Genomic DNA, 24779 nt, shown 5'->3' on the forward strand with positions numbered 1-24779 from the left:
ACCGCCGCCATGTTCAGTTTAGTGTCAGCTGAAATGTCCAGGCTGTTTTTCGCAAAGACCGAAACAGAGGTACATCATGAAGACTCTTGCTAAACTGACGCTGGCCGCGCTTGCAACGTTCACCCTTTCCGTCCCGGCATTTGCCGCAACCACGATCATGGTTCATGAAGGCGGAGAAGGCGGGCAGCCGATGACGCTCACCCTCGACAAGCCGACGGTCAAAGCTGGTGAGGCGGTGTTCATGGTGCATAATGACGCCGTCTCAGAAGAGCATGAGATGGTTCTTGTGAAGCTGAAGTCTCCAGACGAAGCGATCCCGCTCAACACGGCCAAACATCGCGTCGATGAAAAGAAGCTGAAGAGCCTCGGAGAAGTCGCAGATTTGAAGCCGGGCGCGGATGGTCAGTTGAAGGCCAAACTGGTCCCTGGAACCTACCTGCTCTTCTGCAATATCAAAGGACACTACGAAGCGGGAATGCAGGCGAAGCTCACTGTCACGAAGTAAGTGAGAAAATACGCCGACGGCCGTCGAGGTGCAGACGCATCCCGACGGCATTTTTTTTCAAGTTCAGTTATGATTGTGCTTCGCCTCGCCCGCATTGGCCGGGCCGACTGGAAGCTCGATTGTCACCTCTCCGGCCTTTTCGAAAGCAAGCGTGACCGGGACCTTGTCACCTTCTGCAAACGGCTTCGAGACGTTAAAGAACATGAAATGCAACCCTCCCGGCTTCAACTCCACGGTCTGACCTGCCGGAATAGCGATCCCATCATTCAGCTTGCGCATTTTCATCACGTCATTGACCATTGCCATTTCGTGGATTTCAGCGCGGCCAGCCAAGGGCGATGAAACCGAAACGAGCTTGTCGTCTGAGGCGCCATTGTTCTTGATGGTGACGAAGCCACCGCCGACCGGCTGACCCGGCAGCATTGCCTTGGTGGAGGCTGCCGACAGCTCGAGATCACCCGCCTTGATGACAGCGTCTGCCGCACCGGTCGCTGCCATAGCGGCGGCGTGATCGTGGTGTGCATGAGACTCACCCTCCGCCTTCTGCTTTGCGGTGATGCGGATCACCGGGGCCGGGTTATCGAGCGAGTGTGGGTCTTGGCCTTTTACGGCAATCTGATCCCAGTTGGCTGTGCCCTTGTCGCCGCAAAGTTGCTTGACCTTGAAAGGCAGCGCCGTGCCCGGCTCAACATCCGCGATCTTGCCCTGAATGTTGAAGGTGTCATAGAATTCGTCCGGCAAGCTGCCGCCCTTCCAGCGAATTTCCACCGGACCACTTTTCACATCATTGCCGTGATTCTTGTAGGTCTTTTGGTAATCGCCCTTGATCACTTCCAGTTCCCAGCCCGCCTTGGGCTGCGGCTTGGCCGAAATAAAGCCTTCAGGCAGAACGATTTGAACTTCGGTGGTGGCAAGGCCGCCGGCGCAGCCATGTGGCACCTGAAGTGCTGCGACAATGGTGCTATCCTGTTCTGCGGTTCCATTGACGAAGCTTGTATGGGCGAGAGCGGAAGTGGACGAGAGGGCCGCGGCAATAACGATATATGTGGCGCGTTTGAAGACTGTCATCTTTTGATCCTTAAGGCTGCTGCATTACAGGCAGTCAGTCAGAAAAGTGCCGCTACGCGGCTTTGGTGGTGAGCGGGATCAAACAAAAGACGTTGGGGGATCGCGGGCGCGATTGGTCCGCGGCGCCGAGGGTTTTATGATGGTGTGGTACTGCCGAAGCGTATTTTCTATCGATGCCAGGTCAGTACCCATCCCTTGTTCCGCCACAGGTGTCGGCAGAAGAATCGAGGATGCGAGCAGGCATGCTTCGCAGAAAAGGATGGCATCACGGCTGTGCTTGCCATGCGGCAATTGAGTTTGAGCAAGATGCTCGGAGCAAATTTCGGCAAAGCTGCCGTCAGGGAGTCTGTACGCCTCATCGAAGGCAGCAACCGGGGCGGCAAGGATTGGTTTATGTCCAAAGCCAAGCGATAGCATCAGCACGGCGCACAAGATGCGCGCTGTCCGCTCTATCCCGATTGAACCGTCTTTTCCGAAAATCACCATGACCATTTCGATAGCCCGGTTTCGTGGAAAAACAAAGTGCGACCGTTCGTATCAGGGAACGCCTGAACAGGCGTGACGTTGACCTTCAATCATCAACTGGTCAAGGAGGAGACGAAACAGTGCCCGCAAAGTCAAAAGCCCAACAGAAAGCTGCAGGGGCAGCGCTTGCTGCAAAGCGTGGCGACATGCCGAAATCGCGTTTACAAGGCGCTTCAAAAGACATGGCTAAGTCCATGACGCAGAAAGAACTTGAAGATATGGCATCTACAAAACGCAAGAAGCTTCCCGAGAAGAAAGATAGCTAGAATTTGGCCGCGCGCCGCGCCAGTCCATTCCCTCTGCTTGCAACGACATGACGCAGGTTGAACAAAAAACTGTTCACTTGCGTCATTTGGTTCTTGCCAATCCGAAAGCTTCACAGATAATGAGCGTCCATACCGTTGGGAGAAACCGCTTCGATGCGGAGCCGAAGGAGCAACCGCCCCGGAAACTCTCAGGCAAAAGGACCAACGGTCGAACGGAACTCTGGAGAGAAGCCTCCTTGTAACTGAAGGGCAGGCTCGCCGAAGGGATAACAATCTCAGGCGACAAGGACAGAGGGGGCTCTTGAACCCGACGCTCGCAGAGTGTCACGAACATGAGCCCGCGCGAATGCGCTACCCTGGAGGCGTCCTTGGCCGATACAGCCGAGTTAAAAGTCACCCCGCTTCATTCCCTGCATCTGTCACTTGGCGCCCGCATGGTGCCTTTCGCGGGCTATGACATGCCCGTGCAATATCCTGCAGGCGTGTTGAAGGAGCATCTTCACACCCGCGCCTCGGCCGGTCTTTTCGATGTCTCCCATATGGGCCAGGTCATCGTGAAGGCGAAGTCCGGCAAGGTAGAAGACGCTGCACTCGCTTTGGAAAAGCTGGTGCCGGTCGATATTCTAAGCCTCAAGCCCGGTCGCCAGCGCTACGGCTTTTTCACCGATCAGAATGGCTGCATCCTTGACGACCTGATGATTACAAACCTCGGCGATCATCTTTTCGTCGTCGTCAATGCTGCCTGCAAAGATGCAGACCTTGCGCATATGAAGGCGCATCTCTCCGACAGTTGCGACGTGACACCGCTTGAGGACCGCGCCTTGATCGCGCTGCAGGGGCCTCGTGCGGAAGCGGTTCTTGCCGAGCTTTGGGCTGGCGTTTCGGACATGAAATTCATGGACGTGCGCGAGATCCCTCTGCAAGATGTGCCCTGCATCGTCTCGCGCTCCGGTTACTCAGGCGAGGACGGTTTTGAAATTTCAATTCCTGCCGACAAGGCCGAAGAGATCGCCAAGTCCCTGCTGGAGCATCCCGATTGCGAAGCCATCGGTCTTGGCGCACGCGACAGCCTGCGGCTGGAAGCCGGTCTCTGCCTCTATGGTAACGACATCGACACTACGACATCTCCGATCGAAGCATCGCTGGAATGGGCGATCCAGAAAGCGCGCCGTACAGGCGGCGACCGCGAAGGCGGCTTTCCGGGTGCGGATCGTATTCTTGGCGAACTCGGTAACGGCACCAGCCGGCGCCGCGTCGGCCTGAAGCCCGAAGGTAAAGCGCCGGTGCGTGGACATTCCAAGCTTTTTGCCGATGCCGAAGGCAGAAACGAAATCGGCGAGGTTACCTCCGGCGGCTTCGGACCGACCGTGGAAGGTCCGGTTGCCATGGGCTATGTGCCCACCGACTACACAACACCCGGCACGGCGATCTTCGCCGAGGTTCGCGGCAAGTACCTGCCCGTTACTGTTGCCGCCCTGCCCTTCATCACGCCCACCTACAAGCGCTAATCTGCGGAGAAACCCATGCTGAAATTTACCCAGGAACACGAGTGGCTGAAGATCGAAGGCGATGTCGCCACCGTCGGCATCACCACCCACGCCGCAGAACAACTCGGCGATCTGGTCTTCGTTGAATTGCCGGAAGTCGGCGCCACCTTTTCCAAGAATGGCGAAGCCGCCACCGTCGAAAGCGTCAAAGCTGCGTCGGATGTCTATTGTCCGTTGGATGGCGAGATCGTCGAGATCAATCAGGCCATCGTCGATGATCCGTCGCTGGTCAATTCCGACCCGCAGGGCGCCGGTTGGTTCTTCAAGCTGAAGCTTGCCAACACCGCCGACGCCGATGCGCTGCTGGATGAAGCCGCCTATAAGGAGCTGGTAGCGTAATGGACACGCCCACCGAATTTCATTTCACCGACTACCAGCCCTATGACTTCGCCAATCGTCGTCATATCGGCCCGTCGCCGGCGGAAATGGAGGAGATGCTGAAGGTCATCGGCTATAAGAGCCTCGATGCCCTGATCGATGCGACAGTACCCTCCTCAATCCGCCAGAAGGACCCGCTTGCCTGGGGTGCAGCACTGACCGAACGCGAGGCGCTCGACCGCCTTCGCGAGACGGCCAACAAGAACAGGGTGCTGACATCACTGATCGGCCAGGGCTATTACGGCACCATCACGCCGCCGGTCATCCAGCGCAATATTCTGGAAAATCCGGCCTGGTACACCGCCTACACGCCCTACCAGCCGGAAATCTCGCAAGGCCGTCTTGAAGCGCTGCTGAACTTCCAGACGATGATCTGCGACCTGACCGGCCTCGATGTTGCCAATGCTTCGCTTCTCGATGAGGCGACCGCTGCTGCCGAAGCCATGTCCATGTGCCAGCGCGTGGCGAAGTCCAAGGCGAACGCCTTCTTCGTGGACGCAAACTGCCACCCGCAGACCATCGCGCTGATCGAGACACGCGCAGCACCGCTTGGCTGGAAAGTCGTCATCGGCAACCCTTTCACCGACCTCGATCCGGTCGATGTCTTCGGCGCGATCTTTCAATACCCGGGCACGCATGGCCATGTCAGCGATTTCTCCGGCCTCATTTCGCGTCTGCATCAGACCGGCGCGATCGCGGCAGTCGCTTGCGATCTCCTGGCACTGACGCTCCTCAAGTCTCCCGGTGAAATGGGTGCGGATATCGCTATCGGCTCCTCTCAGCGCTTCGGTGTTCCTGTTGGTTACGGCGGTCCGCACGCGGCCTTCATGTCGGTCAAGGATGCGCATAAGCGCTCTATGCCGGGTCGTCTCGTCGGCGTGTCTGTCGATGCACGTGGCAATCGTGCGTATCGTCTGTCTCTGCAGACCCGCGAGCAGCATATTCGCCGCGAGAAGGCTACCTCCAACATCTGCACCGCGCAGGTGCTGCTGGCGGTCATGGCGTCCATGTATGGCGTCTTCCATGGCCCACAGGGCATCAAGGCTATCGCTCAGCAAACCCACCAGAAGGCGGTGCTGATGGCGAAGGGTCTGGAGAAGCTTGGCTACAAGGTCGAGCCGGAAACCTTCTTCGATACGATCACCGTCGATGTCGGCCACATGCAGGCGCTCATCCTGCGTGCAGCTGTTGCCGAAGGCGTCAACCTTCGCAAGGTCGGCTCCACCAAGATTGGCATGAGCCTTGACGAGCGCACACGCCCGGCAACGCTTGAGGCCGTCTGGCGCGCCTTTGGCGGCAGCTTCTCGATTTCCGACTTCGATCCGGATTATCGACTGCCAAAAGATCTATTGCGTACGAGCGCTTATATGACGCACCCGATCTTCCACATGAACCGCGCCGAAAGCGAAATGACGCGCTATATCCGCCGTCTTTCGGACCGCGATCTGGCTCTGGACCGCGCGATGATTCCGCTAGGTTCTTGCACAATGAAGCTCAATGCGACAGCGGAAATGCTGCCGATCACATGGCCGGAATTTTCCGATATCCATCCTTTCGTCCCCGCCGATCAGGCGTTGGGTTACAGGGAAATGATCGACGATCTGTCCGCCAAGCTTTGCGCTGTGACTGGTTATGACGCTTTTTCCATGCAGCCGAATTCCGGCGCGCAGGGTGAATATGCAGGCCTGCTGACGATCCGGAACTATCACCTTGCTCGTGGCGATGCACATCGCGATGTCTGCATTATCCCGACATCCGCGCATGGCACCAACCCCGCCTCCGCGCAGATGGTCGGCATGAAAGTGGTCCCTGTCAAGGTAAAGGAAAACGGCGACATCGATATCGATGATTTCCGTGCAAAAGCAGAGCAGTACGCGGAAAACCTCTCCTGCTGCATGATCACCTATCCTTCGACCCACGGTGTTTTTGAAGAGACGGTTCGCGAGATATGCGACATCGTTCATACCCATGGTGGACAGGTCTATCTGGACGGCGCCAATATGAACGCGATGGTCGGTCTTTCGCGTCCAGGCGATATTGGCTCGGACGTCAGCCATCTCAATCTTCACAAGACCTTCTGCATTCCGCATGGCGGCGGTGGTCCGGGTATGGGGCCGATCGGCGTCAAGGCGCATCTGGCTCCCTACCTGCCGGGACATCCGGCAAGCGATGGCCGCTCAGGCGCTGTTTCAGCAGCACCGTTCGGCTCGCCATCGATCCTGCCGATCTCCTGGAGCTACTGCCTGATGATGGGTGGCGAAGGGCTGACGCAGGCAACCAAGGTCGCGATCCTCAACGCCAACTACATCGCGGCACGCCTGAAGGGCGCTTACGACGTCCTTTACAAGTCGGAGGCTGGACGCGTGGCGCATGAATGCATCATCGACACGCGCCCGCTCAACGACAGCTGTGGTGTGACCGTTGATGACGTGGCAAAGCGCTTGATCGATTGCGGCTTCCATGCGCCGACCATGAGCTGGCCAGTCGCCGGCACGCTGATGATCGAGCCGACCGAGTCCGAAACGAAGGCCGAGATCGACCGCTTCTGCGACGCGATGCTCACCATCCGCCAGGAGGCTCGCGACATAGAAGAAGGCCGTGCCGACAAGCTCAATAACCCGTTGAAGAATGCGCCGCATACGGTGGAGGACCTCGTCGGGGAATGGGATCGTCCCTACAGCCGCGAGAAGGGTTGCTTCCCGCCCGGCTCGTTCCGCGTGGACAAATACTGGTCGCCGGTCAACCGCATCGACAACGTCTATGGCGACCGCAATCTCATATGCACCTGCCCGCCCATGAGCGAGTATCAGGAAGCAGCAGAGTAAGACTGATCATGAAGCCCGGAGCGATCCGGGCTTCATTCGTTTTAGCCAAACCGAATTCATGATGTGATAGCCGTGGTGGCAACATATGCGCTTGAGCCACTCTGCTGAGGAGCTTAGAGCCATCTAGAAGCAGTCGATATTTGTTACTTAAAAAACTCGGCTATATTCTCACCTATCGCCACAGCGCTTAGCATCGTCTGCGTCAGCCTGTTTTTCGGCCAAGACCGAATGGCGAAATAGCCGAGGCGTCCTCCATCATCCTGCGACCGACCTCGACCGATTTAAGTCCACCAGTGACAGAGTGGGGCATGTGATCGGCTTTAAGGTCATCAGCCGTTTTGCTCGCCATCTGCAGGATTTGGCAAGTCCAGATGACTTGGTCGACAGAATGGGTGCCAAGGAGTTGGTATTATTCATGGCGTCCAGCGACGGGCGAAATATGCTAGAGCGCGTTGAACGCCTGCGGGTAGGGTTATCAGCCCTTTACCCAGACGTTGATCCAGAGACGCCTGTGACGGCGAGCTTCGAGGTTGTCCGGTTTGAGCCTGACGAAAGTTTCCGGCAGGCCTATGAGCGCCCGCTGCGCTGCTCTATCCGCCTCGAAGGATGTGAGCAGAACGAACACCGTGGCGGATCTCGGCGAGGCAGCGTAAAGCTCTCTTTCCAGCCAGTGACCCAGATACCTTTAGCGGGTGAGCCGGATATCCGCGGTGACAACGGTCGGTCCATTGGCGCCGTCCTTGTCTGTCGTTCTCAATCGCAAGCCATTACGTCCAAGCTTGCTGATGGTCATACCCGCCACGCGATCGCCGTTGATGTCACGGTTCCAGCGAACCGTCAGGTTGATGTTGTCGCCTCTTCGGCTGCCGCTGAGTGCGGAGGGGCGACCGGAAGGACCGACATAATTTCCGCTATATCGGGTGCCCCGCGCGGTTAGGTCCGCCGAGATTGCTCGGCGCACGACAACAAAACCACGGCATGTGCCGTTCATCTGCAATGATGGTCCAGACGCAGTGGCCTGAAACGTGCAGTTGACATTGACCGGACGAGAGCCGATCCGCGTGGTTACCGTGCCGCTGCCTTTCCAGTTCCCACCGAGCGAGGACAGAAAGGTGGTTTCATCTGCCACTGCGGGCGTGGAGATAAGTGCCGCCAAGGCGAAAAGGCACGCTGTGTTTAGTTTCATGATGATCGCTCCCTATTGAGGAACGCCAACGGTGGGACTTGAATAGAGTTCCTAAATTAGATCGTTATGGACTATAGCAACCAATAACGTTTTCGTGCGTTTGTCGCTCGCTTCACTCCTATTCGGAAATACGCAGATGACATCCATCACCTCTCCTGCCCCCGGCCGAGGCTCTGTTCAACAGCCGAGTGGCATCAGCGATCGCACTCTATTTGCTCTCGCGGTGCTAAACTTTTTTCTAGCGGATGCACGCGATGGGCTCGGTCCCTTTCTTGATGCGTTTCTGGCCACGAATGGCTGGTCCCCAATGCAGTTGGGGGTCATTGCAACGGTCGGCGGTCTCGTTGGCCTCGCCGCCACACCGCTTTGCGGCGCTCTCGTTGATGGCACGACATGGAAGCGCACGCTAATTGCAGTGCCAGTCATTCTCGTTACCGCGGGTGCGCTTCTTACCTTGATCTTCCCGACGGAGACCGTTGTCTGGGGCGGTCAGATCATGACGGCCGTCGTTGGCGCAACGGTTGGCCCGGCGCTTGCCGGACTGACGCTGGGTCTTGTCGGCGAAAAGTTGTTCTCGAAGCAAATCTCGCGCAACGAGTTTTGGAACCACGGCGGCAATTTTGCTTCTTTGTTTGCCACCTATGTTGCCGTCTCTTACTTCGGCATTTCCGGTGTCATCGGCCTGATGGTCATCACCGCAATCGGAACGTTGATAGCGATCACGGCGATCGATCCCAACCGTATTGATCATAAAGTGGCACGCGGTCTCGGTCATGATGAGGGCGAACCCGGGCCTTCAGGTTTCGGCGTATTGTGGCATGAGCGCGGGCTCATCCTGCTTGCCATCATTCTGCTGATCTTCCATTTCGGCAATGCGCCGATGGGCCGACTGATTGCTCAGGATTTCGCAGTCGAACTCAACTCGCCCTTCAAAACAACGGCAATCATCACCGGTGTCGCACAGTTCGCCATGATCTTCGTGGCAGCTCTTGCTCCCTGGCTTATTCGCCGCTTCGGACTCTCTGCGGTTTTCCTGATTGCGCTGGCGGCCTTGCCTTTGCGCGGATTGTTGGCGGCATCCTTTGAGCAGTTCTGGGTGGTCTATCCCGTTCAGCTTCTGGATGGCATCGGTGCCGGCCTTCTTGGTATCGCGACGCCGGTTGCAGTCGAGCGCATCTTGAAGGGTACCGGTCGCTTCAATGTTGGCCTTGCGAGCGTGATGACCGTTCAAGGCATCGGCGCGTCGCTCAGCAACGGCGTTGCAGGATGGCTTACCACGGAAGGCGGCTTCGCGCTCTCGCATCTGGTCGGCGGTGGTATCGCGGCGATTGCAATATTACTCTTCATTTTCTTCCGGCGGGATATCGTTCCGAAGGACGAGCCTGAGACAATGTAAGCCACACATCACGGAAAACAAAAAAGGAGGCACCTAGCCTCCTTTTTCTTGAGATATCAAAATGCGTCAGCCGACGAAGGCGCGCTCGATGACGAATTCCGCCGGCTTGTTGTTGGCACCTTCGGTCAGCCCTGCCTTCTCCAGCAGTTCCTTTGTGTCCTTCAGCATCGCCGAAGAACCGCAGATCATGCCGCGGTCGATTGCAGGGTCGAGCGGCGGGACGCCGAGATCGGCGAACATTTTGCCGTTTGCGATCAGGTCGGTGATGCGCCCCTTGAAGGGATAGTCCTCACGTGTCACCGTCGCATAGTGCTTCAGCTTGTTGCCGACAATCTCGCTCAGGAACTCGTGGTTCTTGATTTCCTCCACAAGATCGAAGCCGTATTTCAGTTCGGCGACATCCCGGCAGGTATGGGTGAGAATAACTTCCTCGAACTTTTCATAAGTTTCCGGGTCGCGAATAAGGCTTGCGAATGGAGCGATACCCGTTCCGGTCGAAAACATGTAAAGACGTTTGCCAGGCGTGAGCGCGTCGAGCACAAGCGTTCCCGTCGGCTTCTTGCGCATTAGGACCGTATCACCTGGCTTGATTGCCTGCAGGTGAGAGGTCAGCGGACCGTTCGGCACTTTGATGGAAAAGAACTCGAGCTCTTCGTCCCAGGATGGGCTGGCGATGGAGTAGGCGCGGTAGATCGGCTTGTCGCCGACCATGAGGCCGATCATGGCAAATTCACCGGAGCGGAAGCGGAACCCAGCCGGGCGCGTCATGCGGAAGCGAAAAAGGTGATCGGTGTAATGCTCCACCGAAAGAACGGTCTCGGCATAGACGCCGTCCGGGGTCTTGATCGCAAATTCTTCCGTTTTGGCTGGAGCGTTCATTCTCTTTCCGTCCATTTCACAAAAAACCAGACATTCTCGTTACGGGGAAGTATACCATCCGCCTCCCCATTTGAAGGTATGAGAATGTCATTGGAGCTATGCAGGTGGAAATATGTATCAATACCTCATATTTCCTCGCAATGGTTCATACTGCCGCACGCCTTCGCCAGCTATAGGTTTCACCCTCTACGGAGGATCTTGCCGCCGGCTGGTAGTAGACATCGATGCCGGGTAACCGGTTTTCGGACAAACGACGGAGTGCAGTTTCGTTGGAGACGCTGAAAGTGGTGAAGCCCGTTCTCAGCATCAGCGGTACCTGGTCGATGAGCACATCGCCAACGGCGCGCAGCTCACCCTGGTAATTCAGACGTGTGCGCAGAAGGGATGCGTGGCTGAAGCCGCGGCCGTCATTGAAGGCCGGGAAGCTCACCGCGATAAGCGCGATCCGATCAATGAAGGGTGCAAGCTTCGTTACATCATCCGCAGGTGTTATGAGAACGCCGAGACCTACATCATTGCTCTCTGCCGCCCGCGTCAGAAAGGTCGCCAGTGGCAAGACCGCGTTCTGCCCCTCGCCTGCTTCGACGCCCTCGCCCTCGGTGATCCAGGGGTCATTTTCGACGAAGCCTTTTTCGGTCCAGATTTTCGTCATTTCAAATTCCTCAAGCGGCTTCTGCGGTGGCAGGATAAAGGGCGTCCTTGAAAGGTTGCGGTCCAACGCGACGGTAGGCCTCCAGGAAAGTTTCCTCCTTGGACAGGCGCAGGCCGAGATACGTGTCTACGATCGTCTCGACCGCATCCGTTACCTTTTCCGGTTCAAATCCGCGCCCGATGATTTCGCCGATCGAGGAATTCTCATCGCCGGAACCACCAAGGGTTATCTGATAAAGTTCAGCACCCTTCTTCTCGACGCCCAGCAGGCCGATATGGCCAACATGGTGGTGACCACAGGCGTTGATACAGCCGGAAATCTTGATCTTCAATTCACCGATTTCCGCCTGACGCTCAGCCGCGCCGAAACGTCTGGAAATTTCCTGCGAGACCGGAATGGAGCGCGCATTGGCGAGCGCGCAGTAGTCCAGACCGGGACAGGCAATGATATCCGTAATGAGGCCTGCATTCGCTGTTGCAAGACCCGCACCCTGTAGCGCGCGGTATACCGGCTCCAAATCTGCAAGGGCAACGTGAGGGAGAATGATGTTCTGCTCGTGGCTGATGCGGATTTCGTCGAAGGCATATTCCGCAGCAATATCAGCGACCACGTCCATCTGTTCGTCCGACGCATCTCCCGGAATGCCGCCAATAGGCTTCAGCGAGACCGTCACCATCCCATAATCCGGATGCTTGTGCGGCTGAACGTTTTGGTCGACCCAGCGGGCGAAATCCGCGTCCGTCTTCTTCCAGCGGGCGAGGCTCTCCCAGCTCTCCGGGCGGTCCCTTAGCTGAGGCGGCGCGAAATAGGTGGTGATCGCTGCGATATCGCCATCGGGAAGTTTCAGTTCGCCATTTTTCAGGTGAACAAACTCCGCCTCCACCTGGCGCGCGAGTTCTTCCGCGCCGGTCTCATGCACGAGGATCTTGATACGGGCCTTATATTTGTTGTCGCGACGACCATGCAGATTGTACACGCGCATGATTGCGGTTGTGTATGACAGCAAATCCTCTTCGGGCAGGAAATCGCGGATTTTCTTGGCGATCATCGGGGTTCTGCCCTGCCCGCCGCCGACATAAACGGCAAAGCCGATTTCGCCCTTGTCGTTCTTCTTCAGGTGCAGGCCGATATCGTGAACCTGAATGGCGGCGCGATCGCGCTCCGCACCGGTCACGGCGATTTTGAACTTGCGCGGCAGGAACGAGAATTCCGGATGCACGGAAGACCATTGGCGCAGGATTTCCGCGTAAGGGCGCGGATCGGCGACCTCGTCCGCCGCAGCGCCGGCGAAATGATCGGCGGTGACGTTGCGAATGCAGTTGCCGGACGTTTGAAGAGCGTGCATTTCAACGCTCGCCAACTCATCCAGAATGGCGGGCGTATCCGCCAGACGCGGCCAGTTGTACTGGATGTTCTGACGAGTGGTGAAGTGACCATAGCCACGGTCGTATTTGCGCGCGATATGCGCCAGCATACGCATCTGTTTGGAGTTCAGCGTTCCGTAGGGAATCGCGACGCGTAGCATATAGGCATGTAGCTGGAGATAGACGCCATTCATCAGACGCAAGGGCTTGAACGCATCTTCTGCCAGCTCACCCGACAGGCGACGCTCCACTTGATCACGAAACTGTTCCACGCGACCCTTTACGAAGGCGTGGTCGAACTCGTCATAACGATACATGATATTCCTCAGACTGCGATAAAGGCTGCGTCGGCAGGCTTGTAACCTGTAGCATATTCGATTGTGGGGCCCGCTGCGCGAATGCGCTCACGCAGACGCGTCGGCCAAAGACGACCGTTTTCCTCCGCTACGTCGACAATGTTGACGTCCACAACCTTGTTGGCGGAGAAATCGCGCTTTCCGATCTCCTCCAGCGAAGCGACGGCTTCCGCATGACGCGCAACGAGAGAGGATTGCAGGTCCTCGTTCCATTCGCCATTTGCATCAAGCCAGACGGCGATGCCATCGCTCAGACGATTGGCCGTCAGTACCTTATCAACCATTTGCATACTCCTGTCCGACATGCGCATTGAGCGGTGACTTCGCCAAGGCTTCGGACCTTTCGAAATTCGCACCGGCGACCGCGTCGCCAATGATGACCATGACCGGACCCGTCAACTCGTCGCGATGCTCGAGGTCCGGCAAATCTTTGAGCGTGCCATGCATCAGGCGACGATAGCTGCGGCTCGCATTCTCTATCACCGCGACCGTGGTTTCTTCACTCAGCCCCGCGCTCATCAGCCTTTTGGCGACCGAGGCCGCAACGCTTCGACCCATGTAGACGGCAATTGTGGCACCCGACACGGCAAGACGTGCCCAGTCCGGCAAAATATCCCCAGCGAGGTCATGACCAGTCGTGAAGATCAGCGAGGACGCAACGCCACGCAGCGTCAATGGCAATTCGAAATCTGCCGCAGCAGCGAAGGCAGATGTAATGCCAGGAACGACCTCGTAGCCGATACCGGCTTCGCGCAACGCCGCCATTTCCTCCGCCGCGCGACCATAAACGAGCGGATCGCCCGACTTCAGCCGAACCACACGCTTGCCCTGCAGCCCAAGCGACACGAGAAGACGATTGATGTCCGACTGGGACTTGGAATGACAGCCCTTGCGCTTACCGACTGACAGACGCTCCGCGTCGCGACGGCCCATATTGACGATTTCCTGAGGGACAAGAGCGTCATACACGATGACATCCGCCTGCATTAGCACGCGCTGCGCCCGAAGCGTCAGCAGGTCTTCTGCGCCGGGACCTGCACCCACCAGCCACACGTAACCTTCCGGGCTTTCCGGCGAGAGAAGAAGTTTCTCGGCAGCTTGATGCGCAGCATCGACGTCGTTCTGGGCGACGGCATCCGCCACGCTACCGGAGAAAAAGCGGCGCCAGAAATTTCGGCGCAGAGCGCCCTTTGGAATGCTGCGTTCTGCCGCGTCACGATATTCGACCGCCAGACGAGCCAGACGACCAAGGGACGGCGCCAACATCTGATCGATGCGCGCACGGACGATCTGGCCGAGTACGGGACCTGCACCCTCGGTGCAAATGGCCACAGCGAGTGGCGCGCGCGAAACGAGGCCAGGCGTATAGAAATCGCAATAGCCGGGCTGATCGACGGCGTTAGCGGGGATGGACTTCGCCCTCGCCACATCTACGATCTCCCGGTCCAGGACGTCGTCGCCGGTCGCTGCGAAAACTAGTGTCATACCCTCGACCTGACGGGCGTCGAATGGTTCGGCCACAACCCTAATCTGCTCCTTATCGAGGAATGCAGCGTAATCGGTCTGTGGCTGGTCAGAGAAAGCGACGATCTGCGCATTCGTATTCGAGAGAAGACGTGCTTTCGCGTAGGCCTCATCGCCATTGCCGAACACGGCGACGTGTTTCCCCTCTACCTTGAAAAAGGTCGGAAATGTCGTCAGGCGTTCGTCGCTACGAGAGGCTGGTGTTTCAAGCATGGGCGCAATATCGCTTATCGATTAAAAAGGTTGAAGGCACGAAAATTCCTTCATTATAATGCCGTAGATTATTATTCTCCGGCAAGCCGTGTTTTTGAGGAAAAGCAACCGCGCGACCGAGCGGCAACACCATCCAAAGACCTGTATTTTCTATAAAATTTCTATATTTCTCGGACTCACCGACTCTCGCCGATCCAACACCTCAGACAAACGAACAAAGGTATTATCTTGACAGAGCAAACTCTAGCCTCTCGCCTTCTCGACGTTATAGAGCACGATATCCTGCCTTTGACGACCCGTGGTGTATCCTTGGGCAACAAGGTCTTTGGAGCCGCAATCCTGCGTAAATCGGATTTCTCGCTGGTGATTGCCGAAACCAATAACGAGCTCGAAAATCCGCTCTGGCACGGAGAGGTGCATACGCTCAAACGCTTCTACGAACTCGGTCAGAAGCCTGCCACAAAGGACCTGATTTTCCTCTCCACACATGAACCCTGTACGATGTGCATGTCGGCGATAACCTGGGCGGGGTTCGACAATTTCTATTCTTTCTTCAGCCATGAAGATTCCCGCGATGCATTTGCCATCCCGCACGATCTGAAAATACTGAAGGAGGTCTTCGGTTTGGAGCCTGGAGGCTATAGGCGCAGTAATGCGTTCTGGAATTCGTACTTTATCGCAGATCTGGTAGAAGCAGCGGACGAACCGGCAAAAACAAAGCTGCGGGAGCAGACGTCGCGGATCAAAGCCGTATATAATCGTCTTTCCAACAGCTATCAGTCGGGCAAATCCGACAACAACATCCCTTTGAATTGACAGTCCGGAAAGCAACGCCATGGAAGCCTCGAAAGATATCGCCCGTCTCATCGAAATCATGGAGGCGTTGCGACATCCTGAAACAGGTTGCCCGTGGGATATTGTCCAGACATTCGAGACGATCAAACCCTATACGATCGAGGAAGCGTATGAGGTGGCGGACGCGATCGAACGCGACGATATGGACGATCTTTGCGAGGAGCTGGGCGACCTGCTGCTACAGGTGGTCTTTCACTCCCGCATTGCGCAGGAAATGGGGGCTTTTTCGTTCGAAGATGTGGTTCATGCCGTTACCTCCAAAATGATCCGCCGGCACCCGCATGTCTTCGCGGTATCGGATGCGGACACGCCTGAATCCGTCAAACTACAATGGGATCAGATCAAAAGCGCTGAGAAGCGCGAGCGTTTGGAACGGCGCGCACGACGCGGCATCAGCGAAGATCCCAAAGCGGGTTTCCTCGGCTCCATACAGCGCAGCCAGCCTGCCCTGACCGAGGCTTTAAAGCTTCAGGAGCAGGCGGCGCGCGTTGGCTTCGACTGGTCTGCCGCCGAACCGATCCTGGACAAAATCGAAGAGGAAATCGGAGAGCTGAGGCAGGCTCTTGCAGAAGGCGATACGAGCCGTATCAGCGACGAACTCGGTGATCTTATCTTTGCTGTCGTCAATATTGGCCGTCATGTCAAAACCGATTCCGAAAACGCGCTGCGTGGCACCAATACAAAGTTTAGACGGCGTTTCAGGCACATCGAAACCTCGCTCACAGAATCCGGTCAGACATTGGAGGCGGCTAGTCTGGAGAGAATGGAAGCGCTATGGCAAGCCGCCAAAGAGATCGAGCGAAAGCTCGACGTTTAGCAAGGCCTGCTTGCCTGATGCCGACCTAAGGGACGCTACGAATAACCAATCCGCTCCTGGAACTGCTTGTCTGTGAAATGATCGGGTTGATATAGCGTCACGCGGTTACGGCCGGATGACTTCGATGCATAGAGCGCGATATCGGCTTTCTTGATCAGTGACATAGCGGTACTCGCCTTGTCGTCGCAGACTGCTACCCCGATACTCAATGTTGCCGTTACCATTTGATCGTCGATCTCATGTTGTAAGGAGCTCACGATCTTTTGGAGCGAACCCGCCAGCGCAACCGCGTCATCCTTACCCATGCCGGGCTGAAAGAGAATGAATTCCTCTCCACCAAAGCGGGCGAAACTGTCTACCGGACGAATTCGGGTGAAAAGCTCCCTGGCAACACGGGCCAGTATCTCATCGCCGGCCAGATGACCGAAGTTATCGTTGATATGCTTGAAGTGGTCGATATCGATCATAGCGATCGCATCGCCGTATCGTACCGTCTGTGGAAGACGCGAACTGAAGGAGTGTCTGTTTGGCACGCCAGTCAAAACATCGAGCCCAACCAGCCTTTGAAGGCGCTCTTCCGCGCGTTCCTTGACGAGAGCCATGACGAAGAAAGCAATAGCGAAATGACAGACGATGGAGGCAAAAAACGCATTTCGCGGGATGCTTACGGCAGAGCGCGGCAGCGAAACGCCGATCGCCACCAGGATCATCAGAGCAGCGACAATGAATATCGATATTGCCAGTGGCTTCCTGACAGGCAGTGGTTCAGCGACATTATCGGCATAGACGATCCATGCGCAGGCGAGCAGCATCGCTGCAGCGGTAGCCTGAAATGCGATCGTCCTGGACTGCGAAAACTGATAGAGACCGGAAACCAGAAGCAGTAGACAGACGACGACGGGTAGAAACAAAACGAGCCACTCCCGGTTTGTTTTGCGCTGCCGGCTGATACGGCACGTCCCAAGCCAAAAAACGGCGTATCCGATAAGACCGACAAATGTCCCCGCAGAGGCGCAGAGGGCTTCGTGTTGTGGAACGAAAGCCTGAACACTGACGAGGATTGATGCGGTCGCGACAAGGGAAAAACCTATGGCAAGGAGCCCTAGGCCAACACTTTCTCTGGATCGAGACCGCACATAGATGAAACAGAGCGCGGCAACCACAAAGGAAAGCTTGTGCAAAATAAGAACAGTCGGAAGGTCCAGCTCGGGTAACATCAATACTCGCTCACGTCATAAATGCTGGCCGACCGGAACTCTATTCCTATCGCATTGCTGAAAATTGCGTAGAATTATCAATATCTCTTGCATAAGTCTTACGTCGTAGCACGAGACTATGTCTTCTCAAGCCGGCTTAGCGCTCCCACTCCTCTGCCTGCGACTTGACGGTCAGTCCCAGCTTCCGTTCAAGTGCAGCGCCCTGCTCTTCAGACAATCTTATATCAAGCACGACCGAACCATCCTCACGGTCCTCCCGCCCATCCACGATAGCATTGTCATACACCCAGGACAGAAGTGGAAGTTGGTCGATACTCAGAACGATCGTCGTTTCAGTCAACACACCGGATAGCCGAACCGATATGTCGTCCATCAGCGCGTCGACGCCCTCACCGCTCAGTGCAGAGACCGCGCGAACATTGGCCCGGCCGTCCGCCTTCTGCAGGATCGCATCATGCGCTTCCGGCTCGAGACGGTCTACCTTGTTCCACACCTCTATGATGCGCTCCTCAGCGACTTTCTCATCAATGCCGAGATCTGCGAGAATGCGCATGACGTCTCCCGCCTGTGCGGCGTTGTCGGGATCCGACATGTCTCGCACATGCAGAACGAGGTCGGCTTCCAGCACCTCTTCCAGCGTCGCGCGGAAAGCGGCGACCAAGTGGGTTGGCAGATCGGAGATGAAGCCAACTGTGTCTGAAAGAATGACGGTGCGCCCATGCGGAAGTTTCATGCGGCGAAGCGTGGGGTCCAGCGTGGCGAAAAGCATGTCCTCGGCAAGGACCCCAGCGCCTGTGATACGATTGAAGAGCGTCGATTTCCCGGCATTGGTATAACCGACAAGGGCCACGATTGGATGCGGAACCTTGCGACGCTTGGCGCGGTGAAGCTGGCGGGTTCGCACGACCTGCTCCAGTTCACGCTCAAGGCGCACGATACGCTCCTGAAGAAGACGCCTGTCCGCCTCAATCTGCGTCTCACCCGGACCGCCCATGAAGCCCGCACCGCCGCGCTGACGTTCAAGGTGGGTCCAGCTTCTGACGAGGCGTCCTTTCTGGTAATTGAGATGGGCTAGGTCGACCTGAAGCGTCCCTTCTTTCGTCGACGCTCTGCGCCCGAAGATTTCCAGGATGAGACCGGTCCTGTCGATAACCTTCGAGTTCCACTGCTTTTCCAGATTGCGCTGTTGAACAGGCGTTAAAGGATGGTCGATGATGACGAGACCAGCATCCGTCTCGTCCAGAAGATGGCCAATTTCCTCAATCTTGCCTGTGCCGAAGAGCGTGGCGGGACGAGGTTGGTTGACGGAAACGATCAATCCCTGCGTGACCGTAAGATCAATGGCGAGCGCCAGACCTTTGGCCTCTTCAAGCTTTGCTTCCATTGATCGCATCGGCGTGGTCGCAGTCACCTCGCGGTTATCGCGCTGCTGCTTCAGCTGCGGCACGAGAACGACCGCGCGCATGTCGTCGCGGCGCTTTTCAAGCTCGGGAATTATGGATTCGTTCGACGTATCACGCGTAGAAATGTGCTGGCCTTTCAATTTTGGGGTGCCAGTCTGACATATAGGCAGATGCACAACAAAAACAACGGAGCTCGATCAAGAGTTCCGTTGTCGATTGTCGCAAGTCCGAATGCCGGGAACGTCTTAGTAACGGTGAATCAGGCGGCGCCTTCTTCTGTTTCGAACATCTGCATCGGCTGGCCCGGCATGATGGTGGAAATCGCATGCTTGTAGACCAACTGCGAATGTCCATCGCGGCGCAAAAGCACGCAGAAATTGTCAAAAGACGTCACAACACCCGTCAGCTTGACGCCGTTGATCAGGAAAATAGTCAACGAAATCTTCTGCTTACGAACAGTGTTGAGAAAAAGATCTTGCAGGTTTTGAGAACGTTCCGCCATAGCGCCGCTTCTTTCTTTTTTGCCCGGATGGGAGACCGGGAATTCAAATAATCAATAATGCTATTCCTCTGGCCAAGCCCCCTGCCAGTGGGTGAAACTCTGGTACCAAATCGCGATGTCTTCCGCAATGTCGAAAAACTTACTCTATTTTCTGATATGACGCAGATGCAGGGCGTTCTCCTACCGAGCTAGAAGTACTGCAGCGACACTCTAAATAGTTGTTCGACATCGCGCACGGAGTCTGCCGAGGCGAACAGGATGACCCGGTCCTTGGCCTTGATTTTCATATTCCCATCCGGTCGCAAAACCATCTTGTCGCGATAGACAGCACCTATCCGAATGCCCTCAGGAAGATCGATCTCACGCAAAGCCTGTCCAACTAGCGGAGAGGTTTCAAGCGCCTCGGCCTCGATGATTTCGCCATTGCCACGCTGCACTGCGTAGACAGAGCGAATGCGGCCCTTGCGAACATGCTGCAGGACCCGGGAAATCGTTACCGCTCGAGGATTGATATACGCATCCAGGGCCAGTGATTTTGCCGCATCATGAAAAGAGCTCGCGTTCAACAGCGCTAGGTTCGACTTGCAGCCCATCTGCTTGGCCATGACGGCGCCGAGAATATTGGTCTGGTCGTTGTTGGTCAGCGTCACGATCAGGTCGGCATCCTGGATATCGGCCTGATGAAGGATTTTCTGATCCAAGACTGAGCCGTGCAGAACGATCGTCGAGTTAAGATTTTCAGAGGCGGCAATGGCCTTGTCGCGATTGAACTCGATGATCTTGACGCGCGTCTTTGGCTGCAATTGCTCGATGGAGCGCGCTACGTATTGTCCGATATTGCCGCCGCCGGCGATGACGATCTTGTGCGCTTCCTGCTCTACGTGTCCGAAAAGACCAAGCGTGCGACGCGCATGTTGGCGTTGGCAGATGACATAGGCGAGATCGCCCGTGCGCAATTGCTCGGATGAATCGACCGACTTCAGGTGCCCGTTACGAAATACACCGACGACGGTTGCCACAAGGTCTGGAAAGAGCTGGCTCAACTGCTGCAATGGCGTATTGACGACGGGACAATCCTCCATGCATTCGATTGCCAGCATGGATACATTGTCATCGGCAAAACGCACCACGTCCGTCGCCCCTGGAAACGCGATCCGCCGCAGGACCATCTTGCCGACTTCAATTTCGGGCGAGATCGTCACATCGATGGACATGTTCTCGCGACTGAAGAGGTCGCCATATTCGGGTGCGAGATAACTCTGATCTCGAATACGAGCGATCTTTGTCGGGACACTGAAAAGTGCGTGCGCGACCTCGCACGCAACGATATTGATTTCGTCATAAAGCGTGACGGCAATGATCATATCGGCCTGATCAGCACCGGCCTTCGCCAGAATATCCGGATGCGAGCCGTGACCGACATAGCCACGAACGTCAAGCGTTTCGGTGATTGCTGAAATAAGTTCGGCAGAAGTGTCGATGACCGAGACTTCATTGTCTTCTCGGGACAGCTGCTCGGCAATGCCGTAACCCACCTGCCCCGCTCCGCAAATGATGACCCTCATGCGCCCTCTCCCGGACTATATAGAGAACGCGTAGCGCATGCGCTCATCACACGCCAAGCGATTTGAGTTTGCGATGCAGAGCGGACCGCTCCATGCCGACGAACTCCGCGGTGCGAGAGATGTTGCCACCGAAGCGGTTGATCTGCGCCACAAGATAGTCGCGCTCGAACATTTCACGGGCTTCTCTAAGGGGAAGCGTCATAATGTGCTGGTCGCCCTGTGCGGCGATCTTCGGCAGCATATCGCCGATATCGGATGGTAGCATGTCAGCAGTGATCGACGTGTCTCCGCCTTCCGGACGCGCAAGAATCATCAAGCGCTCGATATTGTTGCGGAGCTGGCGGATGTTGCCCGGCCAATCATGCGTTTGCAAAACAGCCATGGCGTCATCACCGATCTTGCGAGGGCGAATACCGGCCTGTTCGGAAATCTGGCGAATGAACATATCCACCAGAAACGGTATGTCCTCACGACGCTCGGACAGCGCTGGCACCTTGACCGGAACGACGGCCAGGCGATGATACAAATCTTCGCGGAATAGACCCTCGGCGATCAGATTTTCGAGATTGAGGGCGGTCGACGAGATGATGCGGACATCGACCTTGACACGCTTGCCACCGCCGACGCGTTCGAACTGCTGATCGACGAGAACGCGCAAAATCTTGTTCTGCGTCTCACGTGGCATTTCGCCAATTTCATCAAGGTAAAGAACGCCGCGATGAGCTTCTTCCAACGCGCCGACCTTGCGCGGCTGACCGGGCAAACCTTCTGTGCCAAAAAGCGCAATCTCCATGCGCTCCGGTGTGATGGTTGCTGCATTGAGAGCCACAAAGGGCCCCGTTGCGCGCGACGACTTCTTATGGATCATGCGCGCGACGAGTTCCTTGCCGGAGCCAGAAGGCCCAAGGATCATGATGCGGCTATTGGTCGGCGCCACACGATCGATGGTCTGGCGCAACTGGGATACGGCAAGCGATGCACCGATCAACTCGACAGCATCGCCGGTGCGCTTCTTCAGTTCCTGAACCTCACGCTTCAGCTTTGAGTTTTCGAGCGCACGCTCGGCGATCAGGATCAGGCGGTCAGCTTTGAATGGTTTCTCGATGAAGTCAAAGGCACCACGCTTGATGGCGTTGACCGCAGTTTCGATATTTCCATGACCTGAAATCATGACCACGGGCAGATCGGGATGCCTGTTCTTAATTTCATCGAGGAGCGCCAGACCGTCCAGCTTGCTTCCCTGCATCCAGATGTCGAGGAAGATCAGACGTGGAACGCGCTCGGAAATCGCAGCCAGCGCGCTGTCGCTGTCATGCGCCATGCGTGTTTCATGCCCCTCATCCGACAGAATGCCCGCAACGATCTCACGGATGTCGGCCTCGTCGTCGACGACCAGAATATCAGATGCCATATGCCATTTCCTTGTCCGTTTGGCCGCCAACCGCGTCTACACGCGGCAACAGCACCCTGATCATGGCACCATGGCCATGATCGAAATCGGCGGGCGCGTCGTGCAATTCGAGATGACCGCCGTGTTCTTCAATGATTTTCTTGACAATGGCGAGGCCCAGACCGGTGCCCTTATCCCGCATCGTCATATAGGGTTCGAGAATGCGGTGGCGGTTCTCGACAGGCAGGCCCCTGCCATTGTCGATGACGTCTACTACGAACCGGTTGTTCGCCTCGTCGAAATCCGCGCGGACCAGAATGCGGCCCTCGCGTCCTTCTGCGGCATCGATAGCTTCGATAGCCTCCGTCGCATTCTTGATAAGATTGCCGAATGCTTGTCCAAGCATGCGCGAATCGAACATGCCCTCCAGGGGGGCATCGCCAAGCTGTGTCGCGAAAGTCACGTGGCTTGCGCCCATTTCTCTGAGAAAGGTTGCGTCCTTCAGCACGTCACGCAGATCGGAGCGCTCCTTTGTGGGCTTCGGCATGCGGGCAAAGGCGGAGAATTCATCCACCATGCGGCCTATGTCACCGACCTGACGTACGATGGTGTCGGTACACTGGTCGAAAATTGCCCGATCATTGTCGTCGATCTGCTTGCCAAAGCGGCGCTTGATCCGCTCTGCCGAAAGCTGGATCGGCGTCAGCGGGTTCTTGATTTCGTGGGCAATGCGACGTGCAACGTCTGACCATGCGGTAGAGCGTTGCGCGATAACGAGATCGGTAATGTCGTCCAGCGTGATCACATGGGATTCGCGTCCATCACGAGCGTCTTCCCGCGTGACCTGAACACTGAGCGTTCGTTCCTTGCCGCGCCGCATGATGTTGATCTGCTGACGGAAATCGACCCGCCCGGATGCGGACGCCTCTGCCAGGACGTTTTCGATTTCGGGGGCGGCGACGGAAAGCGGTGCGCCGACGAGTTCGGAGGATGGCAGAGCCAGAAACTCTTCCGCGGACGGATTGACGATGGTGATGGTGCGGTTCTCGTCCACACCGATGACTGCCGCCGTTACACCAGAAAGCACCGCCTCGATAAAGCGCCGGCGGTCGTCTATGTCGTCTTTCGCCTCGATGATTTCTTCCTGCTGGCTGCGAATTTCCGAAATCATCTTGTTGAAGGTGCGGGACAGACGACCGACGTCGCCATCGATGGCGCGGACCGGCACAAGCACATGCAGGTTGCCAGTCGCAACGCTGTCGGCTGCGCTGATCAGCAGACGGATAGGCCGAACGATACGGTCAGCCACCGCGATCGCCGTCCAGATCGCGGCGAGAAGTACGATTAGCGCGAAACCGAGATAGAGAATGGCGAAGGCGATCTGTAACGGCGCACGACCGGATTCCATTGCCTTGTACTCGGCACGGTTTTCCTCCATCAGCCGCATGGCCGACATGACCTTCGGATCGACGGCTCGGACGGTGTAGAGGAATGTCCCGTTGATGCCCTCGAGCTTGATGATCGCGCCTACAAGATTGGTAACACCGGGCGGAATGAGCGTCGGTTGGCCAGCAGCCGCCTTCTGGAGAGCATCGGACGGGATCGCGGGCAGAGGCCGTTCCGTCTTTATATCGGCCTGGACGACCGCGTCACCATCGGCCTGCACCAGGAACGCTCCAAGCATGCCGCGTCCTTTCGCCTGGCGCGTCATCAGATCGACGAAACCCGTCCGGTCGAGATAGAAAAGTGCGCGATTACGATCGAGATCAGTCGCCATCGAGAGGGTTTGCCCCTGAAGATAACCGGCATTTTCCAGCATATAGGCCTGAGCGATATTGCTGGAGGAATCGATGATCGCCTGCGTGCGCAAGGCAAACCAGCGGTCTAGACCAACATTCAGCGTCAGACTTGCGAAGATCGCAACCAAAACGGCGGGTGTGATGGCGACTATGGAAAACAGCACCACGATGCGGACGTGCAAGCGGGCAGCAGCCCTACCCTTGCGGCGGGCCTTCAAGAGCCGGCTGATTTCGCGGCCGATAAGATACATCAGCCCGATGACGAAAATCGAATTAATGACGACGGACGCGATTACCACGTTGGAGGTAGGCGCAATCGGCGTCAGGCCCAGCAGCACGATCAGTGTCACAATGGCACAGATCAACGCTACGCCTGCGAGAACGAGACCAGGCAGCGCGAACGACATCCGGCGGTCGGCTATCACCATCCCCGCCGCTTGCTCGTCGGCTCTTCCTTCGGCGACAGGTTTACGCATCGATCATCATTCCTAAGCCGCCGTGATTGGCAGCAACGCCACAGACCGCATCATTCTTCGCCATTTGCGAA

General features: G+C 56.7%; 23 protein-coding genes, 1 pseudogene and 1 riboswitch. Of the genes and pseudogenes, 9 read left to right on the forward strand and 15 right to left on the reverse strand.

All coding sequences use genetic code 11. From position 1 onward, the window contains the following. Positions 1–76: 76 nt before the first annotated feature. Complete coding sequence (locus QZ862_RS13025) at positions 77–505, forward strand: plastocyanin/azurin family copper-binding protein (RefSeq protein WP_296075808.1); 429 nt, start codon at positions 77–79, stop codon at positions 503–505. Between the two features lie 63 nt (positions 506–568). Here QZ862_RS13025 and QZ862_RS13030 read toward each other — a convergent pair whose 3' ends face one another. Next, positions 569–1573, reverse strand: a complete 1005-nt coding sequence (locus QZ862_RS13030) for a copper chaperone PCu(A)C (protein ID WP_296100433.1) — start codon at positions 1571–1573, stop codon at positions 569–571. A 78-nt stretch (positions 1574–1651) separates the two neighbouring features. Continuing rightward, the gene (locus tag QZ862_RS13035) at positions 1652–2065 is read right to left on the reverse strand and encodes a hypothetical protein (protein ID WP_296100435.1); all 414 of its coding nucleotides are present in this window, start codon (positions 2063–2065) and stop codon (positions 1652–1654) included. Positions 2066–2178: 113 nt separating this feature from the next. On the opposite strand from QZ862_RS13035, the gene QZ862_RS13040 reads away from it, so the two are divergent. From QZ862_RS13040 to QZ862_RS21345, 5 genes and pseudogenes are all read left to right on the forward strand, one after another. Next, positions 2179–2364 (forward strand): DUF3008 family protein, encoded by a 186-nt coding sequence (locus QZ862_RS13040; protein ID WP_296016482.1) that lies wholly within the window; start codon positions 2179–2181, stop codon positions 2362–2364. Positions 2365–2490: 126 nt separating this feature from the next. Further along, positions 2491–2578, forward strand: a riboswitch (glycine riboswitch). Positions 2579–2732: 154 nt separating this feature from the next. Continuing rightward, entirely contained in the window at positions 2733–3872 is a 1140-nt protein-coding gene (gene gcvT, locus QZ862_RS13045; protein ID WP_296100437.1) for a glycine cleavage system aminomethyltransferase GcvT, read from the forward strand. Between the two features lie 15 nt (positions 3873–3887). Beyond that, a complete protein-coding gene (gene gcvH / locus QZ862_RS13050) occupies positions 3888–4250 on the forward strand; it encodes a glycine cleavage system protein GcvH (RefSeq protein ID WP_296016373.1) in 363 nt (120 codons plus the stop codon). Then, a complete protein-coding gene (gene gcvP, locus QZ862_RS13055; RefSeq protein ID WP_296100439.1) occupies positions 4250–7114 on the forward strand; it encodes an aminomethyl-transferring glycine dehydrogenase in 2865 nt (954 codons plus the stop codon). Before gcvH ends, gcvP begins: the two co-directional genes overlap by 1 nt. A gap of 310 nt (positions 7115–7424) precedes the next feature. After that, a pseudogene (locus QZ862_RS21345) lies at positions 7425–7607 on the forward strand (hypothetical protein); the annotation flags it as partial. On the opposite strand, the gene QZ862_RS13060 reads toward QZ862_RS21345, so the two are convergent. Beyond that, entirely contained in the window at positions 7590–7739 is a 150-nt protein-coding gene (locus QZ862_RS13060; protein ID WP_296077146.1) for a hypothetical protein, read from the reverse strand. The pseudogene QZ862_RS21345 and the gene QZ862_RS13060 overlap by 18 nt on opposite strands. A gap of 60 nt (positions 7740–7799) precedes the next feature. Then, a complete protein-coding gene (locus QZ862_RS13065; RefSeq protein ID WP_296077149.1) occupies positions 7800–8300 on the reverse strand; it encodes a hypothetical protein in 501 nt (166 codons plus the stop codon). Positions 8301–8436: 136 nt separating this feature from the next. Here QZ862_RS13065 and QZ862_RS13070 point away from each other — a divergent pair, with 136 nt between their 5' ends. Further along, on the forward strand, positions 8437–9696 hold the full coding sequence (locus QZ862_RS13070) for an MFS transporter (RefSeq protein WP_296100440.1): 1260 nt from the start codon (positions 8437–8439) through the stop codon (positions 9694–9696). A 66-nt stretch (positions 9697–9762) separates the two neighbouring features. Here QZ862_RS13070 and QZ862_RS13075 read toward each other — a convergent pair whose 3' ends face one another. The 5 genes from QZ862_RS13075 to cysG all read right to left on the reverse strand — a co-directional run bounded on the left by QZ862_RS13075 (position 9763) and on the right by cysG (position 14684). After that, a complete protein-coding gene (locus QZ862_RS13075) occupies positions 9763–10575 on the reverse strand; it encodes a ferredoxin--NADP reductase (protein ID WP_296100442.1) in 813 nt (270 codons plus the stop codon). Positions 10576–10720: 145 nt separating this feature from the next. Continuing rightward, positions 10721–11227: a DUF934 domain-containing protein gene (locus tag QZ862_RS13080; RefSeq protein ID WP_296100444.1), complete on the reverse strand. Its 507-nt coding sequence runs from the start codon at positions 11225–11227 to the stop codon at positions 10721–10723. A gap of 10 nt (positions 11228–11237) precedes the next feature. Beyond that, complete coding sequence (locus QZ862_RS13085; RefSeq protein ID WP_296016387.1) at positions 11238–12908, reverse strand: nitrite/sulfite reductase; 1671 nt, start codon at positions 12906–12908, stop codon at positions 11238–11240. Positions 12909–12916: 8 nt separating this feature from the next. Then, entirely contained in the window at positions 12917–13231 is a 315-nt protein-coding gene (locus tag QZ862_RS13090) for a DUF2849 domain-containing protein (RefSeq protein WP_296016390.1), read from the reverse strand. Continuing rightward, positions 13224–14684: a siroheme synthase CysG gene (gene cysG, locus QZ862_RS13095; RefSeq protein ID WP_296100446.1), complete on the reverse strand. Its 1461-nt coding sequence runs from the start codon at positions 14682–14684 to the stop codon at positions 13224–13226. Before cysG ends, QZ862_RS13090 begins: the two co-directional genes overlap by 8 nt. 228 nt (positions 14685–14912) lie before the next feature. Here cysG and QZ862_RS13100 point away from each other — a divergent pair, with 228 nt between their 5' ends. Continuing rightward, on the forward strand, positions 14913–15500 hold the full coding sequence (locus tag QZ862_RS13100; RefSeq protein ID WP_296036594.1) for a nucleoside deaminase: 588 nt from the start codon (positions 14913–14915) through the stop codon (positions 15498–15500). A gap of 19 nt (positions 15501–15519) precedes the next feature. Next, the gene (gene mazG / locus QZ862_RS13105; protein WP_296100448.1) at positions 15520–16356 is read left to right on the forward strand and encodes a nucleoside triphosphate pyrophosphohydrolase; all 837 of its coding nucleotides are present in this window, start codon (positions 15520–15522) and stop codon (positions 16354–16356) included. A gap of 35 nt (positions 16357–16391) precedes the next feature. On the opposite strand, the gene QZ862_RS13110 is transcribed toward mazG, so the two are convergent. The 6 genes from QZ862_RS13110 to QZ862_RS13135 form a co-directional block, all read right to left on the reverse strand. Beyond that, a complete protein-coding gene (locus tag QZ862_RS13110; protein ID WP_296100450.1) occupies positions 16392–17267 on the reverse strand; it encodes a GGDEF domain-containing protein in 876 nt (291 codons plus the stop codon). A gap of 442 nt (positions 17268–17709) precedes the next feature. Further along, positions 17710–19038: a GTPase HflX gene (hflX, locus tag QZ862_RS13115; RefSeq protein WP_296100452.1), complete on the reverse strand. Its 1329-nt coding sequence runs from the start codon at positions 19036–19038 to the stop codon at positions 17710–17712. Between the two features lie 197 nt (positions 19039–19235). Continuing rightward, a complete protein-coding gene (gene hfq, locus QZ862_RS13120; protein WP_027673217.1) occupies positions 19236–19478 on the reverse strand; it encodes an RNA chaperone Hfq in 243 nt (80 codons plus the stop codon). A 188-nt stretch (positions 19479–19666) separates the two neighbouring features. After that, positions 19667–21043, reverse strand: coding sequence for a Trk system potassium transporter TrkA (gene trkA, locus QZ862_RS13125; protein ID WP_296100453.1), 1377 nt, complete (start codon positions 21041–21043; stop codon positions 19667–19669). A gap of 46 nt (positions 21044–21089) precedes the next feature. Beyond that, on the reverse strand, positions 21090–22454 hold the full coding sequence (locus QZ862_RS13130; RefSeq protein ID WP_296016409.1) for a sigma-54 dependent transcriptional regulator: 1365 nt from the start codon (positions 22452–22454) through the stop codon (positions 21090–21092). Beyond that, positions 22444–24708, reverse strand: a complete 2265-nt coding sequence (locus QZ862_RS13135; RefSeq protein WP_296077164.1) for a PAS domain-containing sensor histidine kinase — start codon at positions 24706–24708, stop codon at positions 22444–22446. Before QZ862_RS13135 ends, QZ862_RS13130 begins: the two co-directional genes overlap by 11 nt. Positions 24709–24779: the final 71 nt, after the last annotated feature.

The organism is uncultured Agrobacterium sp. (assembly GCA_913777615.1).
In the GTDB taxonomy this organism is placed as follows: Bacteria; Pseudomonadota; Alphaproteobacteria; order Rhizobiales; family Rhizobiaceae; genus Agrobacterium.